Origin of the sequence: Plantactinospora sp. ZYX-F-223, assembly GCF_039649625.1 — a bacterium.
GTDB lineage: Bacteria > Actinomycetota > Actinomycetes > Mycobacteriales > Micromonosporaceae > Plantactinospora.
Genome location: NZ_JBDJAV010000038.1, coordinates 40,347 through 55,529 on the forward strand (window position 1 = coordinate 40,347; position 15,183 = coordinate 55,529).

The following is a 15,183-nucleotide window of genomic DNA, read 5'->3' on the forward strand; positions in this document are numbered from 1 at the left end:
TGTCCCGGGGTACGGGTCACAGGACGCCGTACGGCGATTCGGTTTGCCCTCGGCCACGAGGTGCCGTGGGATGTGATGGTTTGTTCTCAGTGGAGGGAGGTTGCCGTGACCGAGCAACCGCTATACGCGAGCGAGTTCGGATTCTCCGACGACGAGTGGGGGCTGCTCGTCGGTCTGCCCCAGTCGGTGCTGACCGCGGCCAGCGCCGCGGAGTCGGACGGCAGCCGCCGGACCCGGACGGAGAACGCCGCCGGGCTGGAGAGCATCGCCGCCGGACGGGAGTCGGCCAGCCCGCTGGTCGCCGCCGTCGCCGGGGAGCTGATCACCCGGGTCGGTGACCCGGAGGTGGGCGAGGAACTGCCGACGATCGAACCGGACGACCCGAAGGCGCTGATCGCCGACGTGCTGAGCCGGGCGCAGAGCGCGTCGAAGCTGCTCGCCGCCCGGGTCTCCGAGGGCGAGGCCGGGGCGTACCGGCACTGGCTGCTGACCATCGCCGAGCAGGTGGTGACCGCCGCGTCGACCGGCGGGGTACTCGGCCTCGGCGGCGACGAGGTGACCGAATCGGAGCGGCGCTTCCGCGACGAGCTGGCGCACGTACTCAACGACTGACCGACCGCGAAGCGCCCCGTATGCCCGCGAGGGTTACGGGGCGCTGTGCGTAGTCGGGTCAGCGGGTCGGGACGTCGCGGACGAACGCGCGCCAGGCGGCCGGGCCGAAGGCCAACGCCGGTCCGGCCGGGTCCTTGCTGTCCCGTACGCCGACGATCTCGGGGAGGTTCTTCGCCACCTCGACGCAGGTGGATCCGCCATTACCGCTGCGGGTCGACTTCTGCCAGATGGCACCGGTCAGGTCTGCCATGTCGCCGCTACTTCCTTAATCAAGCTGAGGGTCTGCCCGGTGGGCAGGGCTACCGCCCGCATGGCTTCCCATTTGCCCTCCAGGGTATCAATTTCGTCCTGTTGGCTGACGACGTGCGCGCGCAGCGGATCGTCCAGATGCGCGGCGACTCCGGACGGTCCCTTGGCCAGGATGAAGCCTCCGGCGAGCCCGGCGTGCGCCCCTGCGGTGGCGGGCACCGCCTGGAGGTGGATGTGCGGGCGTTGGGCGAACTGGACGAGGCGGTCGCACTGTTCGGCCATGACCGCCGGGCCGCCGACGCAGCGGCGCAGCACCGCCTCGTCGACCATGACGAAGAACTGCGGCGGTTTCGATCCGGCGAGGATGCCCTGCCGCTCCATCCGGGACTGGGTACGCTGCTCCACCTCGTCGGTGGTCATCAGGCCGCCCCAGCCGAGGACGGCCCGCGCGTACGCCTCGGTCTGCAACAGGCCGGGCACGAGCGCCGGCTCGAACCAGCGGAGTAACCGTGCCTCCCGTTCGATTTCGAGCCACTCGCGCAGCCAGGCCGGTTCGCGGCGGCGCAGTACGTCCGGCCAAAGGTCCCCTACGTCCCTGCCGACGGCTTCCGCGACCTGGGCACGATGCCGGGTCTGCGGGATCCGTCCGGGAGTCACCCAGCGAGCCGCCGTCTTCGGATCCACGCCGATCCGGCCGGCGAGCGATTCGGCCGTCTGACCGGCCTCGGCCATCGCGACCTTGAGAGCGTGGTTCATTCCAGCTCCTAACCGGACGTACCCAACGAATGAAGGCCATTCTGTGGCGCGGTGTGATTGTTCCATCACGCGGCGCAGGCTTCAATCCATGGCGCCTCCGCTCGGACCCATCACCCGCAGCACATCGCCAGGACGAGCGGAGGTTGCCGACGGGGGTGGCGCCAGCAGGGTTGGGATGCCTGGCGCCGCCCCCGTCTCCATTGCCTCGAAGGGAGAGAGCATGCGACCGATCCGGCGAGACAGGCCGCGCCACCGCCGCGACTGGCGCCGACTCTGGCGGTACTGCCGATGCGGGTGGCGCTGGCGCTGCCCCGACTCGCTCGGCCTGGTGCCGATGCCGTACTCGCCAACGGTGCCGCCGCTCGACCGCACCGCCCACCGCGCGGCCATCGTTTCCGAGCCCTCGTACCCGGGCGCCCCGCAGCCTCCTCCCCCAGCCGTCCGGCACTGGACCCGTAACGACAGGCATCCGCGTAACGAGCGGCATGCGTCGGGGAACTCGGCGGCCGGACGGTACGAGATCGGCCGGGTGGACGCGCTGACCCCCGCGCGACGGCACCGCGCCCGGCAGGTCGAGCGGGCGTGACCGGCCGCCCCGCCCGGGTACTCATGTTCCGGCCGCACGCCCGGTTCCGCGCGCACACGCACACCCGGCCGCTGTTCCTGTGCCGCGAGTGCGGCGCGAAGTGGCCGTGCCAACCGGCCCGGCTCGCGTTGCTCGTCGCCTACCGGAGTAACCCCGCCGGCCTGCGCGACATGCTGACGAACAAGCTGGCCATGGCCCTGTCGGACCAGCCCCGGGCCGACCCGGACGACCTGACCGCCCGCTTTCTCGGCTGGCTGCCCGACGGCCGCTGACGCCATCGCTCACCTATACGTCAGAGGCGCTAGCACTGGCGGTAGCGCCTCTGACGTACAGGTGAGTCGGCGTCCCCGGGCGAACGACCACACGACACGGCTGGCGGCCGACGTCGGCCAAGCCGGCGACGCGTCAGTTACCGGGTCAACAGAGGCAGGGACGGTCCCCCGCCAGTTACCGGGCCAGGAGCGCGAGTACGGCGCGCTCGGCCTCGGCGTCGGTGCTCTCCGGGCGCACGTCGGCGACCGTACCGCTCTGGTAGAGGTCGATCAGGCGGGGGTCCACATAGGAGGCCCGGGCCACCGCCGGGGTGTTGCCGAGCCGGCCGGAGACCCGGCGCATCGCCTCGGCGATCACCCGGCGTCGGGCGGTCACCGACTGCTGCGGCCCGGCCTCGGCGAGCGCCCGGGACGCCCACAGGGTCGCGTGCCAGGTACGGAAGTCCTTCGCCGTCATCTCACCCCCGCTGGCCGTCCGCAGGTAGTCGTTCACCTCGTCGCTGCGGACGTCCCGCCAGCTCCGGCCGTCCCAGTAGCCGAAGAGCCGCTGGGCAGCGCGCCTGCGTCGGCGCAGTTCCCGCAGCACCCGGCATGCCTCGGTGTCGTCGATCCGGAGCACCTGGTCGATGCCGCCCTTCGCCGGGAACGCGAAGACCACCGCGCCGTGCCGGCACCGGGTGTGCTCGGGCCGGAGGGTGGCCACCCCGTACGTCGGGTCGTCGCCAGCCGCGTACTGGTCGCTGCCGATCCGGAAGGTGCCCATGTCCAGCAGCCGGGCCACGGTCGCCAGTACCCGGGGACGGCGCAGTCCCCGCCCGGCCAGGTCGGCGCAGACCTGTTCGCGCAGCACCGGCAGCCGGGCGGCGACCTCCAGTACGTGGTCGAACTTCGCCTGGTCGCGCCGGAGCCGCCAGGTCGGGTGGTAGAGGTACTGCCGGCGTCCGGCAGCGTCGATGCCGACCGCCTGGATGTGCCCGGCCGGATGCGGGCAGATCCAGACGTCCTTCCAGGCGGGCGGGATCACCAGTTCGCGGAGCCGGGTCAGCTCGTCCCGGTCCCGGATCGGCCGCCCCTCGGTGTCCAGGAAGACCACGCCGCGACCGTGCCGGCGCCGCCCGTAGCCCGGGGCCGACAGGTCGCTACGCCGCAACCGCACGGTGACCCCGCCCCACCCGATCGACCTCACCCGCCGCCGCCAGCACCTCGTCCACCCCGATCGCGGCGAGCGCCGGATGGATCCGGGACCGGTCGGCCGACTCCCGAACGCCGGCAGGCTCCGCCGGGCGGTGCAGGGCCCGGTGCCAGGGCCGGTCCGGCGGCGGGCCCCAGAGCTGCGGCCGGATCGGCCCGAACAGCACCACCGACGGCGTCCGGTACGCGGTGGCCAGGTGCGCGACGCCGGTGTCCGTACTCAGCACCAGGCGGGCGTGCGCGACCACGGCGGCCAGCTCGACCAGGGTGAGGCGGCCGGCGAGTACCGCCGTCGCCGGCAGCCCGGCGCTGCTCGCCACCCGTTCGGTCAGGTCCCGCTCGTCGGGTGAGCCGGTCACCACCACCCGGTGCCCGGCCCGGGTCAGCTCCCTGGCCAGCGTGCCGAACCGGGCCGGCGACCAGCGGCGGGCGGTGCCCTTGCCGCCGGGGTGCACGACGGTCGCCCCGACCGGCACCCGCCGGGGCGCCGGTCGGCGCAGGTCCAGGTCGTCCGGGTCGCACTCGACGCCGTACCAGCTCAGCAGCCGGCACCAGCGGCGTACCTCGTGCTCCTCCGCCCGCCAGGCTGGGCCGTCGAGGTGGCCGGCCTCGGCACAGTGGTAGCCGCAGAGCCGTTCCGCCCCGGCGGAGGCGAGCAGCCGGTGCGACTGCGGGCCCCGGCCGTGCAGGTTGACCGCCCAGTACGGTGCCGGCCCGGCCCAGTCGACCGGGTCCAGCCCGTCGGTCGGCACCACGTTGTCCACGTCGCCGACCAGCTCCACCAGCGGGGTGAGCCAGTCCGGGGCGGCCACCGTCAGGGTGTGCTCCGGAAACGCGGCACGCAGCCCGCGCAGCGCCGGCACCGCCGTCGCCAGGTCACCCACCCCGAGCGCCCGCAGCACCAGGATCACGGATAGGACGTTTCCCGGTCGGCGCAGACCACCATCTCCCGGATCGCGCATCCGGGCGGCTGGCGCAGGGCGAAGAGCACGGCGTCGGCGACGTGCGCCGGGTCGTTCAGCGCGGCATCGGCACCCGGCCGGTACTGCGGGTCGCGCTCGTCGAAGAAGGCCGTACGCATCCCGCCCGGCACCAGCAGCGTCACCCCGACCGTCCCGGCCAGTTCGGCGGCGAGCGCCCGGGTGAAGCCCACCACCCCGAACTTGGCCGCGCAGTACGCGGTGGCGTCCCCCACCGCCTTGACGCCGAGGGTCGAGGCGACGGTGACCACCGTGCCGCGTGAGCGTTCCAGATAGGGCAGCGCGGCCCGGATGACGGCGGCGGTGGCCAGCAGGTCGACGGTGACGACCTGTTCCCAGGTCTCCGCCGGCACCTCACCGAGCCGCCCCGGCACGTCGACTCCGGCGGCGGTGACCACTCCGGCGAGTCCGCCGGCCTGCTCGGCGAGCTGCCGGGTGGCCGCCTCGGCGGCCCGGGTGTCGGACAGGTCGCAGCGCAGCCACGGCGTGGGCGCGGTCGGCGGCTGCCGGTCGAGCACCAGCGGCCGGCCGCCCGAGTTGAGGATCGCGGCCACCACCGCCGCGCCGAGCCCGCTGGACCCGCCGCTGACCAGCACCGCCCCGCCGAACTCCTCGGCACCGGCACCGGCGCCGAGGGAGACGTCACCGGGCCGGGGGGCCAGCGCGCCGCCGGCCCCGTCGAGTCCGCCGCTCACCGGGCCCGTCCCACCGGTCGGCGGCCGGCCCGGGCGGCGGCGATCATCCCGGTGGTGGAGCGCCCGTCCAGATAGGGCACCACCACGGTGTGGCCGCCCCAGCGGTGCATGATCTCGGCCTCCGGCAGGTCCGGCCCGTCGGCGCCGGTACCGTAGTCGCCGCCCTTGACCCAGATGTCCGGCCGCAGCCAGGCCAGCGCCGCGTGCGGGGTGGACTCGTCGAAGACGACCACCGCGTCCACGCAGCCGAGCGCGGCCAGCAGCCGGGCCCGGTCGGCGTGCCGGACCAGCGGCCTATCCGGACCCTTGAGGCCGGCCACGCTGTCGTCGGAGTTGACGCAGACCACCAGGCAGTCGCCGAGTTGCCGGGCCGCCTCCAGGGTGGCCACGTGCCCCGCGTGCAGCAGGTCGAAGCAGCCGCCGGTGGCCACCACGGTGCCGCCAGCGGCCCGGACCCGGGCGACCACCTCACCGGCGGCCCGGGGGCCGATCCGGTCGCTCCAGTCCACCGCCGTGATCGGCACGGTGTCCGTGCGGAAGGCGACCCCGGGACGGCTCCGCGCCACCTCATCGGCGCGCCCCACCTCGCCGGCCGGTCCCACCTCACCGGCCCGGGCTGCGACACCGGCGGTCGTCCCCGCTCCGGCGCCGGGTCCGCCGGCGGTCGGCCGTGTTCCGGTACGCACCGTCGCTCCGGTACGCACCGTCGCGCCCCTGGCCGGAGCCGCCGGTACGGCACTGGCCACCCCGCCGGCCGCCACATACCCGGACGCCTCGGCCACGGCGTGCTGCACCGCCTCGGAGACCAGCGCGCCGTCGGCCAGCGCCACGGTGGCGGTGGCGGCGAACCGGTCACCGGCACCGCAGGTGTCGCCGTCGGCGCAGGTCGGTGACGGTACCGCCAGCGGCGTCGACCCGGCGTGGCAGAGCAGGGCCCCCTCGCCACCCATCGTCACCACCACCGCACCGACCCGCCAGCGCTGGCGCAGCGCCTGGGCGCACCGGGCCGCGCTGACCAGCCGGGAGCCGCCGGTCGCCACCCCGGCGAGTTCCCGGGCCTCCACCTCGTTCGGGGTGGCCAGCCGGACGCCGGGCACCGCCGCCGGGCCGCGCGGATGCGGGTCCCAGACGATCGGTGCGGCGGTGCCGGCCAGCGCGGTACGCAGGGCCGGCAGCCGGGCGACGCCCCGGCCGTAGTCGCTGACCAGGATCCCGGCCGCCCCGGCCAGCAGGTCGAGTACGGCTTCACTCGGCTCGCCGGGTGGCCCGGCCGGTCCGCCCCGGTCGTGCCGGAGCAGCACCCGGCCCCGGGTGCGCAGCCGGATCTTCTCCGGGGTGGCTCCGGGCAGCGGCAGCCCGTAGACCTGCACCCCGGCGGCGGTGAGCAGGTGGCTCAGCCGGGCCGCCCCCTCGTCGTCGGCGAGCGCGGTGACCAGGGCGACCTCGTAGCCGCGCCCGGCGGCGAAGAGCGCGGCCAGCCCGGCCCCGCCCGGCCGGTCGACGCTGTTGTTCTCGTCCAGCACCGGCACCGGCGAGTCCGGGCAGAGCCGGTTCACCACGCCCTCCACGTCCCGGTCGAGCAGCGTGTCGCCGACGACCACGATTGTCCCGGTCACGGCACCTCCTCGGGCCCGGCCGGCCGGAGCGTTCCCGGCACCCGCAGCACCAGTTCGTCCTCGACCCCGGACGGGCGTACCGGGCTGGCGCCGGCCGGGCGTACCGGATCGGGGCTGGCCGGGCGGGCACCGGGCGAGGCCGCCGCCCGGGCCACCGCCGGGGCCGGGCCGGCGTGGCTGGCCGGGCCGAACGGCACCGGCAGGTACGCGTCGACGTAGCCGCAGAGCACGTGCGCCGAGACCAGGTGGAGTTCCTGCACCACCTGGCTGTCCGGACAGGGCACGGCGAGCACCTCGGTGCAGGCGTCGGCGAGCGGGTTCGGGGTCGGGCCGGTCAGTGCCCAGCAGCGCATCCCCAGCTCCCGACCGGCCCGGGCCGCCCGGACCAGGTTGGCGCTGCGCCCACTGGTGGAGAGCAGCAGCAGGACGTCGTCGGGGCGGCCGTGCGCGCGTACCTGACGGGCGAAGACCTCGTCGAAGCCGTAGTCGTTGCCGATCGCGGTCAGCGAGGAGGTCTCGGCGCAGAGCGCGATCGCCGACAGCGGGGCCCGGTCGTCGCGCAGCTTGCCGACCAGCTCGGCGGCGAGGTGCTGGGCCTCGGCCGCACTGCCGCCGTTGCCGGCGACCAGGACCCGGCCGCCGCCGGCGAGCAGCCGGGCAAGTTCGTCGCCCCAACGGGCCAGCCGGGCGGCCTCGGTCCGGTACGGCAGCAGTGCGGAGGCGAGCCCGGCCAGGTGGCTGTCCAGCACCTCCATCGACGCGGTCATCCGGCGACCACCCCGCTCGGCCGGCGCACCTCGCTGACCGCGGTGTAGACGGCGGCGATCTGGTCGGCGGTACGCGTCCAGGAGTACCAGCGGCGGGCCCGGTCCAGCGCGGCGGCGGCGTAACCGAACCGGCGTACCCGGTCGGCGAGCAGGTCCCGCAGGGCGGTGCCGAGCGCCTCGGGATCGCGCGGCGGCACCAGGTCGCCGGTGCGCCCGTCCGCGACCGTGTCGGTGAGCCCGCCGACGGCGGTACCGACCACCGGCACCCCGCAGGCCATCGCCTCCAGCGGGGTCAGCCCGAACGGCTCGTACCAGGGGGCGGCGACCAGCACGTCCGCCGACCGGTACCAGTACGGCATCTCCTCGCGGGGCACCGCGCCGATCAGGCGTACCCGATCGGCCACCCCGACCTCCTCGGCGAGCGCCCGCAGCCGGCGGACCTGGGGGTCGTCGTCGACCTCGCCGGCCGGCGGACCGCCGACCACCACGCACTCGGCGTCCGGGACCATCGGCATCGCCCGGATCACGTCCTGGTAGCCCTTCCGTTCCACCAGCCGGCCGACGGTGAGGATCCGGGGCCGGCCGGGGGCCCGGGGCACGGAGGGGCCGTCGGGCGAGAAGGTCTCGTCGTTGACCCCGGACGGGATCACCGTCACCCGGGCCTGCGGCACGCCCATCCGGACCAGTTCACGGACCTCGTCCTGGCTCTGCGCGATGACCCGGTCGACCGCCCGGCCCAGCGCCCGCTCGTAGCCGACCCGGCGGGCCGGGCTGGTGTCGGCGGCGCCCTGGTGCCGCCGCTTCACCGTGCCGAGCGCATGGTAGGTCTGCACCACCGGAATCCCGGTCTGCCGGCCGGCGGCGATTCCGGCCAGCCCGCTCATCCAGAAGTGCGCGTGCGCGACGTCCGGCACCCAGTCGTCGCCGCGCCAGCGCGCCACCAGCCACCGGCTGAAATCCTTCATGTACGGCAGCAGTTCGTCCTTGGCGATCGGCTGCGGCGGCCCCGCCGGTACGTGCACCACCTCGACCCCGTCGCGCAGCCGTACTGCCTCCGGCGCGTCGGGGCTGTCCCGCCGGGTGTAGACCCGCACCTCGTGGCCGGCGTCGGCGAGCGCGGCGGAGAGTTCGGCGACGTGCGTGTTCTGGCCGCCGGCGTCGTCACCGCCGAGTACCGCGAGCGGGCTGGCGTGCTCGGAGATCATCGCGACGCGCATAGTTCCTCCTCCAGCAACCGGTCCCAGTCGGTCAGGAACCGGTCCAGGCCGTACCGGGCCTGCGCGACCTCGCGGGCCTGCCCCCCGAGCTGGCGGGCGGTGTCGGGCTCCGCCACGAGCTGGCGGGTGGCGGCCAGCAGGGTGTCGAGCCGGGTGGAGAGCGCACCCGCCTCCGGCGGCACCGCCTCGACCGCCTCGGTGGCGGCGAGCACCACCACCGGCATGCCCATGGTCATCGCCTCGATCAGGCTCAGCCCCAGCGACGTCCACCGGCACAGGTGCAGGTACGCCCGCCGCCGGGCGATCTCCGCCTGCATCCGGCCCTGCGGCAGGTCGTCGTAGACGGCGAGCCGGTCGGCGGGCAGTCCCAGCCGGTCCGGCAGCCCGGCCACCCCCATGCCGAAGACGTCGAGCGGGGCGATCTCGGCGAAGAGCGGCAGCAGGTCGGTGCCGGTGACCCGCCAGCGGCGTACCGGCTCGTTGACCACCACCGCGAGCCGGTCGAGTTCACCGGTGTAGTGCACGGTCGGTGCCACGATGCCGTGCTCGACAACCGTGGTCCGGGTGCTGCCGGTGTCCCAGTACAGCGCGTTGAAGTGCGTGACGTGCGCGATCAGCAGGTCGTCCCGGTCGGCCAGCGGGTGCCGGCTGTTCGGCACGTCTCCCTGCTTCGGGGTGTTGTGCTCGACGAAGATCGCCGGCAGGTCCCGGCCGACCCGCCGGCCCAGCCACTGCGCGACCAGGTCGATCTCCTCCGGCCGTTGCAGGATCACCAGGTCGACGTCGGCGGTGGACAGTTCGGCAGGGGTCACCTCGTCGACCGTGTCCGGCCACTGGTAGGTGCGGGCCCGGCCCAGCCCGTACGGGCCGCGATCCGGGGTGACCGGGACGAGGTAGCGGTGCTTGCCGTGCACGAAGGCGGTGGTCCAGGAGCCGTGTACGTGCCAGAGCAGGATGTTCACGGCCGCACCTCCTCGGCTCCGGAGCGCACCGCACCGGACGGCGCGAGACCGGAGCGCGCCGGAGCAGCCGGCGCCGGACCGGAGCGCGCCGGGTCGGATCGGGCCGGACCGGACCGGGCCGGGTCGGACCGCAGTGGGTCGGACCGGACCGGCCCCGACGGCGGGGCGGCCGGCGGTGCCGTCGGGGTGCCGAGCAGCCGGACCGCCTCGACCACCTCGCGCGGCTCGATGCCGGACAGGCACGGGTGCCCGGGTACCGGACAGGTGGTGGCCCGGGTGTGCCGGCAGCCGGCGACGGCCGCGCCGAGCCGTACGGCCGGCACCCGGTACGGCCCCCACTGTCCGAACGGGACGGTCGGGGCGAAGAGGCTCACCACCGGTACGCCGAGCGCGGCGGCCAGGTGTGCCGGTCCGGTGTTGCCGACGACCAGGCAACCCGCCCGGGCGATGATCGCGGCCAGCCCGGTCAGCGAGGTCTGCCCGCCCAGGTCGATCCCGGTACGCCCGGCGACCCGGGCGGTCAGCGTCCGCTCACCGGGGCCGCCGGTCACCACCACCCGGTGCCCCGCGCCGGTCAGCGCCGCGACGATCTCGGCACAGAGTTCGGGCGGACAGGCCCGGGCCTGCACCGACGACCCGGGGTGCAGCACGACGTACCCCGGGTCGGGCGGCGCACCGTCGGCGGGTGCCGTGCCCGCCCCGGCGCGCAGCCGCAGCACCGGCTCGTCCCCCGGTGGCAGTACGAATCCGGCCGCCGCCGCCAGCGACAGCGCCCGCTCGGCCTCGGGCATCCCCGGCGAGACGCGGTGCCGCACGTCGAGCAGCGAGCCCGGATAGTCCGGGCTGATCGCCGAGATCCGGTCCACCCCGGCCATCCGCAGCACCAGGGCGAGCGGCAGCGCGGACTGGTGGAACGAGGTGAACAGCACCGCCTCCTCGGCACCGGTGGCGGCGAGCCGGGCGGTCAGCCGGTCCACCTCGGCCCGGTCGACCGGACCCGGCTCCGGGTCGATCCAGGGAAGCCGCCACTCGACCAGCTCGTCGACGCCGGGCAGCAGTTCGGCGGCGGCCCGGCCACGCGGCCCGCAGAGCAGCACCACCCGGTCGGCCCCGGCCGCGACGGCCCGGATCGCCGGGCCGGTCACCAGCACGTCCCCGGCCGAGTCCGGCCGGGCCACCAGGACGCAGCGGGGGCGTCGAGGTGGGACACCGGCAGCCCGGTTACCCAGTGTGCACCGGTGCCGGCGCAGGATCAGGTCGACCGCGCCAGGCAGGTCACCGGCGACGGCGGGAGCCGCCGCGACCTCGTCCGGCCGGGTGGCCGGCGTCGGTACCAGTACCGCGCTCGCCCCGGCCGCGCCGGCCGCGATCATGTCGGCGCCGATGTCGCCGACGAGTACGCAGCGGGTGGGCTCGGTGCCGAGCGCGCGGGCCGCGTCCCAGACCATGCCGGGCGCGGGCTTACGGCAGCGGCAGCCCTGCTCGCCCGGGGCCGGTTCGGCGTGCGGACAGACCTGCCAGGTGTCGAACGGGCCCAGCAGCTCGTCGACCCGGGCGTTGACCCGGGCCAGATCGGCGGAACTGAACCGGCCACGGGCCACCCCGGACTGGTTCGTCACCACCCCCAACCGCAGCCCTGCGGCGCGGAGCCGGTCGAGCGCCTCCCGGGCGCCGGGCATCGGTCGGACCAGACTCGGATCCCCGTTGTACGGCACGTCGTGCACCAGCGTGCCGTCCCGGTCGAAGAGCACCGCGTCGAACAGACCGGCCGTGGCCCACACCCCGGCCGGGCCACCGTGCGGTGCCCCTGACCTGCACTGATGCGGGTCGACCTGGTCGTTGCGCACGGCCGGCGGGTTCCCTGGCGCAGGAGAAGTAAACATCAATTCCGCCGGCCGGACGGGCGCGCCGGATCCGTCCGACGTCACCCGTCGGGCCTGCGGTCCGCCCCGGTCGTCGTCGCCAGTCGGCATACCCCGGGCGGGTCGCCGCTATCCAGAGCCCGAACCGTTACCCGGCCGCCGGCACCGGTTTTTCCGGCCGCCCCCATGGTGTTCACCGAGGTCCGGGCCGATTTTCCCCCTCCGGCCCGTGTTGTGGCCCGCGCGTTGCGTCAAGTTAGGCTTTGCCCCTGACCGCTGTCGGCCAACCGAGGATGCCCCGATGATCGAACCCGTACAGCTGCCCTCTCCCTGGCGGGACGCTCGCCTGACCGTCGTCGTCCCCACCTACAACGAGGCGGGGAACCTGCCTGTGCTGGTCGAGCGACTGCTCGCGCTGCCGCTACCCGGGCTGACCATCCTCGTCGCCGACGACAACTCTCCGGACGGCACCGGCGAGGTCGCGGACAAGCTCGCGATCGAGCATCCGGAACGGATCCAGGTGCTGCACCGGGCCGGCAAGGAAGGGCTCGGGCGGGCGTACGTCGACGGCATGAGCCGGGCCCTGGACGCCGGCGCGGAGTACGTGGCGCAGATGGACGCGGACCTGTCCCATCCCCCGGAGGCGCTGCCCGGGATGCTCGGTTCGCTGCTCTCCACCCAGGCCGGTGTGGTGATCGGCTCCCGGTACGTCCCCGGCGGGCAGCTCGACGAGGCATGGCCGCTCTACCGGCGCGCGCTCAGCGGTTGGGCCAACTTCTACGTGCACACGCTGCTCCAGGTGCGGATCCGGGACCTCACCGCCGGTTTCAAGATCTGGCGGGCGGACGCGCTGCGCGACATCGGCCTGCACCGGGTGCAGTCGAACGGATACAGCTTCCAGGTCGAGATGCACTACCTGGCCACCAAGCTGGGTCACACCATCCTCGAGGTGCCGATCCGATTCCAGGAGCGCCTGGACGGCGACTCGAAGATGACCACCGCGACCAAGATCGAAAGTGCGCTGATGCCGTTCAAGTTGCGCGGCCGGCACCGCAACATCACCCGCTCGCCGAGGGCTCCTCGCGCCGACCAGATCCCCGCGCCGGCCGAGGTCCCGGAGTCGAACGACGTCCCGGCGTACGCCGAGGTACCCGCGCCCGCCGAGGTCCCCGAGCCGAACGACGTCCCGGCGTACGCCGAGGTACCCGCGCCCGCCGAGGTCCCCGAGTCGAACGACGTCCCGGCATACGCCGAGGTACCCGCGCCCGCCGAGGTCCCCGAGCCGAACGAGGTAACGGAGCCGGTGAGGGTTCCCACGTCGCCGGAGGCCACGGTGCCGGCGGGAATTCCCGAGCCCACGGAAACCCCGGAGCCGGCAGGAGACCCGGAGCCGGCAGCGACGAAGCCGGTGAAGGCTACGAGGGCCGTGAAGGCCACCAAGCCGGTGAAGGCCGCCAAGGCAGTCAAGGCCACCACGGCCACGACGGCCACCAAAGCAGTGAAGGCCACCAAAGCCACCAAGGCAGTGAAGGCCACCAAGGCCACCAAAGCTACTAAAGCCACCAAAGCCACTAAGGCCACTAAGCCGGCGGAGGTCACCAACCCGGCAGAAGTCACCGAGCCGGCAAAGCTCACCGAGCCGGTGAAGCTGACGGAGTCGACCACGGGTCCTGGGTCGGACGGGACCGTTCCGGCCGGCGAGGTCCCCGAGCCGACGAGGCCGGCCAAGCGTCAGCGGCGCGGGTCAGGGCTGAGCGGCGCGGGTCAGGCGTAGACGGCGGCGCGGGTCAGGCGTAGACGGCGCGCTGCGCCCGGGCGAGCACGGCGGCGTACGCCCGGCCGGTCAGGGCGCGGTCCCGGGCGAGTGCGGCCCGGGCCGCGTTCGCCCCGGGGCCGCCGTGCACCCCGCCGCCCGGATGCGCCGACGCGCTGGCCAGGAACAACCGGTCGACCGGGGTGTCCGCGCGGCCCAACCCGGGCACCGGGCGGAGGAAGAGCTGCTGGTACGCGGCGGACGTGCCGCCGCCCACCGCGCCGCCGACCAGGCTCGGATTCCCGGCCGCCAGCTCGGCCGGCCCGGCCACGTGCCGTGCCCTGACCAGCCGACCGAAGCCGGGCGCGGCCCGCTCCAGCACCGCCTCGATCCGCTCGACGTGCGCTCCGACCTCCTCCGCCCGCCAGTTCCGTCGGAACGGCAGGTGCGTGTAGGCCCAGAGTGACTCGGTACCGGCCGGCGAGCGGCCAGGGTCCGCCACCGTCATCTGCCCGGCCAGCACGAACGGCTCGGCCGGCAACTCGCCCCGGTGCAGCGCGGCCGCGTACCGGCGCAGGTCGGTGAGGTCGCCGCCGAGGTGCACGGTGCCGGCGCCGGCCACCGCGGGATCCCGCCACGGCACCGGCCCGGTCAGCGCCCAGTCCACTTTGACCGTGGACCCGTCCCAGCGGAAGTGCGCCAGGTCGTCCACCAGCCGGGGCGGCAGCCGGTCGGCCCCGACCAGGTCCAGGAAGAGCGCCGGGGCCGGCACGTCGGCCAGCACCGCGCGGCGGGCCCGCCACAGCAGACCGTCGGCCGAGCGCACCCCGACGGCCCGGTTCCGGGCCACCAGCACCCGGTCGGCCGCAGTGCCGGTGCGCAGCCGGCCGCCCCGGTCCCGCAGCCGGGCCAGCAGCGCGTCGGTGATCCGCTGCGCCCCGCCGACCGGTACCGGCCAGCCGACCTGCTGCCCCAGCATGGCCAGCAGCCAGCCGTACACCCCGGAACCGGGCTCGTCCGGGGCCAGGTCGGTGTGCAGCGCGCAGCCGGTGAGCAGGGCCGGACCGCCCGAGCCGGTGAAGAGTTCCGCCCCGAGCCGGGCGCTGGGCAGCACCAGCCGGCGGGCCAGCCGGAGCATCCCGGCGGTACGCAGCCGGCGGGCGAGCGCCAGGCCGCCGCGCAGCGGTGGAAACGGGCTGAAGAGCGCGTCGAGCAGGGGCGCGGAGATCTGCCGCCACTGCGCGTACGCGTCGAGCCACCGCTCGCCGTCCCCGGCGCCGAACCGCGCCACGGAGCCGGCGGTAACCTCGGGGTCGCGGTTGAGCAGCACGGCGCCGTCGTCCGGAAACAGGTGCGCCAGCACGTCCGGCGCGTGCCGCCAGGCCAGTCCGTAGCCGTCCAGCCGCAGTCGGCGCAGCACCGGCGAGGCGTAGCCGAGCGGATAGAAGGCGCTGTAGAGGTCGCTCAGGTAGCCGGGGGCGGTCACCTCGGCCGACCGGACGGCCCCGCCCGGCTCACCTGTCGCCTCCAGCACCAGCACGTCCCACCCGGCGTCCGCGAGCAGGTTCGCGGCGACCAGGCCGTTGTGCCCCGCTCCGACGACGACCGCGTCGGCGGTGTCCCCCAGCACCGTCACCCGAGCACCCTATCCCGGGACACCCGGGC

11 protein-coding genes and 3 pseudogenes are annotated in these 15,183 nt (G+C 74.9%); 3 read left to right on the forward strand and 11 right to left on the reverse strand.

Annotation, left to right across the window (positions count from 1 at the left end; genetic code table 11):
• Positions 1 to 105: 105 nt before the first annotated feature.
• Positions 106 to 612, forward strand: a complete 507-nt coding sequence (locus AAH979_RS31360; protein WP_346261744.1) for a hypothetical protein — start codon at positions 106 to 108, stop codon at positions 610 to 612.
• 58 nt (positions 613 to 670) lie between these two features.
• Here the strand turns inward: AAH979_RS31360 and AAH979_RS31365 are convergent, their stop codons facing one another.
• Positions 671 to 862 (reverse strand): DUF397 domain-containing protein, encoded by a 192-nt coding sequence (locus tag AAH979_RS31365; RefSeq protein ID WP_346261745.1) that lies wholly within the window; start codon positions 860 to 862, stop codon positions 671 to 673.
• Positions 850 to 1,617, reverse strand: a complete 768-nt coding sequence (locus AAH979_RS31370; protein ID WP_346261746.1) for a DUF5753 domain-containing protein — start codon at positions 1,615 to 1,617, stop codon at positions 850 to 852. Before AAH979_RS31370 ends, AAH979_RS31365 begins: the two co-directional genes overlap by 13 nt.
• A 582-nt stretch (positions 1,618 to 2,199) precedes the next feature.
• On the opposite strand from AAH979_RS31370, the gene AAH979_RS31375 reads away from it, so the two are divergent.
• Complete coding sequence (locus AAH979_RS31375; RefSeq protein ID WP_346261747.1) at positions 2,200 to 2,475, forward strand: hypothetical protein; 276 nt, start codon at positions 2,200 to 2,202, stop codon at positions 2,473 to 2,475.
• 175 nt (positions 2,476 to 2,650) lie between these two features.
• Here the strand turns inward: AAH979_RS31375 and AAH979_RS31380 are convergent, their stop codons facing one another.
• The 8 genes and pseudogenes from AAH979_RS31380 to AAH979_RS31415 form a co-directional block, all read right to left on the reverse strand.
• On the reverse strand, positions 2,651 to 3,631 hold the full coding sequence (locus AAH979_RS31380; RefSeq protein WP_346261786.1) for a DNA topoisomerase IB: 981 nt from the start codon (positions 3,629 to 3,631) through the stop codon (positions 2,651 to 2,653).
• Entirely contained in the window at positions 3,615 to 4,577 is a 963-nt protein-coding gene (locus AAH979_RS31385; RefSeq protein WP_346261748.1) for a glycosyltransferase family 9 protein, read from the reverse strand. Before AAH979_RS31385 ends, AAH979_RS31380 begins: the two co-directional genes overlap by 17 nt.
• The gene (locus AAH979_RS31390) at positions 4,574 to 5,242 is read right to left on the reverse strand and encodes an SDR family oxidoreductase (RefSeq protein WP_346261787.1); all 669 of its coding nucleotides are present in this window, start codon (positions 5,240 to 5,242) and stop codon (positions 4,574 to 4,576) included. Before AAH979_RS31390 ends, AAH979_RS31385 begins: the two co-directional genes overlap by 4 nt.
• Before the next feature lie 131 nt (positions 5,243 to 5,373).
• Positions 5,374 to 6,957 (reverse strand): annotated as a pseudogene (locus tag AAH979_RS31395) (PfkB family carbohydrate kinase); the annotation flags it as partial.
• Positions 6,954 to 7,724, reverse strand: a complete 771-nt coding sequence (locus AAH979_RS31400) for an SIS domain-containing protein (RefSeq protein WP_346261749.1) — start codon at positions 7,722 to 7,724, stop codon at positions 6,954 to 6,956. The gene AAH979_RS31400 and the pseudogene AAH979_RS31395, both read right to left, overlap by 4 nt.
• On the reverse strand, positions 7,721 to 8,941 hold the full coding sequence (locus AAH979_RS31405) for a glycosyltransferase (RefSeq protein WP_346261750.1): 1,221 nt from the start codon (positions 8,939 to 8,941) through the stop codon (positions 7,721 to 7,723). The genes AAH979_RS31400 and AAH979_RS31405 overlap by 4 nt, the downstream gene beginning before the upstream one ends.
• Positions 8,926 to 9,903 (reverse strand): glycosyltransferase, encoded by a 978-nt coding sequence (locus tag AAH979_RS31410; protein ID WP_346261751.1) that lies wholly within the window; start codon positions 9,901 to 9,903, stop codon positions 8,926 to 8,928. The genes AAH979_RS31405 and AAH979_RS31410 overlap by 16 nt, the downstream gene beginning before the upstream one ends.
• 182 nt (positions 9,904 to 10,085) lie before the next feature.
• A pseudogene (locus tag AAH979_RS31415) lies at positions 10,086 to 11,684 on the reverse strand (HAD-IIIA family hydrolase); the annotation flags it as partial.
• Between the two features lie 382 nt (positions 11,685 to 12,066).
• On the opposite strand from AAH979_RS31415, the pseudogene AAH979_RS31420 reads away from it, so the two are divergent.
• A pseudogene (locus AAH979_RS31420) lies at positions 12,067 to 12,831 on the forward strand (polyprenol monophosphomannose synthase); the annotation flags it as partial.
• 721 nt (positions 12,832 to 13,552) lie between these two features.
• Here the strand turns inward: AAH979_RS31420 and AAH979_RS31425 are convergent.
• A complete protein-coding gene (locus AAH979_RS31425) occupies positions 13,553 to 15,154 on the reverse strand; it encodes an NAD(P)/FAD-dependent oxidoreductase (RefSeq protein WP_346261752.1) in 1,602 nt (533 codons plus the stop codon).
• Positions 15,155 to 15,183: the final 29 nt, after the last annotated feature.

Excerpts from the sequence above, each read along its gene's own strand:
- AAH979_RS31365 (WP_346261745.1), bottom strand. The coding sequence starts at position 862 with ATGGCAGACCTGACCGGTGCCATCTGGCAGAAGTCGACCCGCAGCGGT.
- AAH979_RS31400 (WP_346261749.1), bottom strand. The coding sequence starts at position 7,724 with ATGACCGCGTCGATGGAGGTGCTGGACAGCCACCTGGCCGGGCTCGCC.
- AAH979_RS31370 (WP_346261746.1), bottom strand. The coding sequence starts at position 1,617 with ATGAACCACGCTCTCAAGGTCGCGATGGCCGAGGCCGGTCAGACGGCC.
- AAH979_RS31405 (WP_346261750.1), bottom strand. The coding sequence starts at position 8,941 with ATGCGCGTCGCGATGATCTCCGAGCACGCCAGCCCGCTCGCGGTACTC.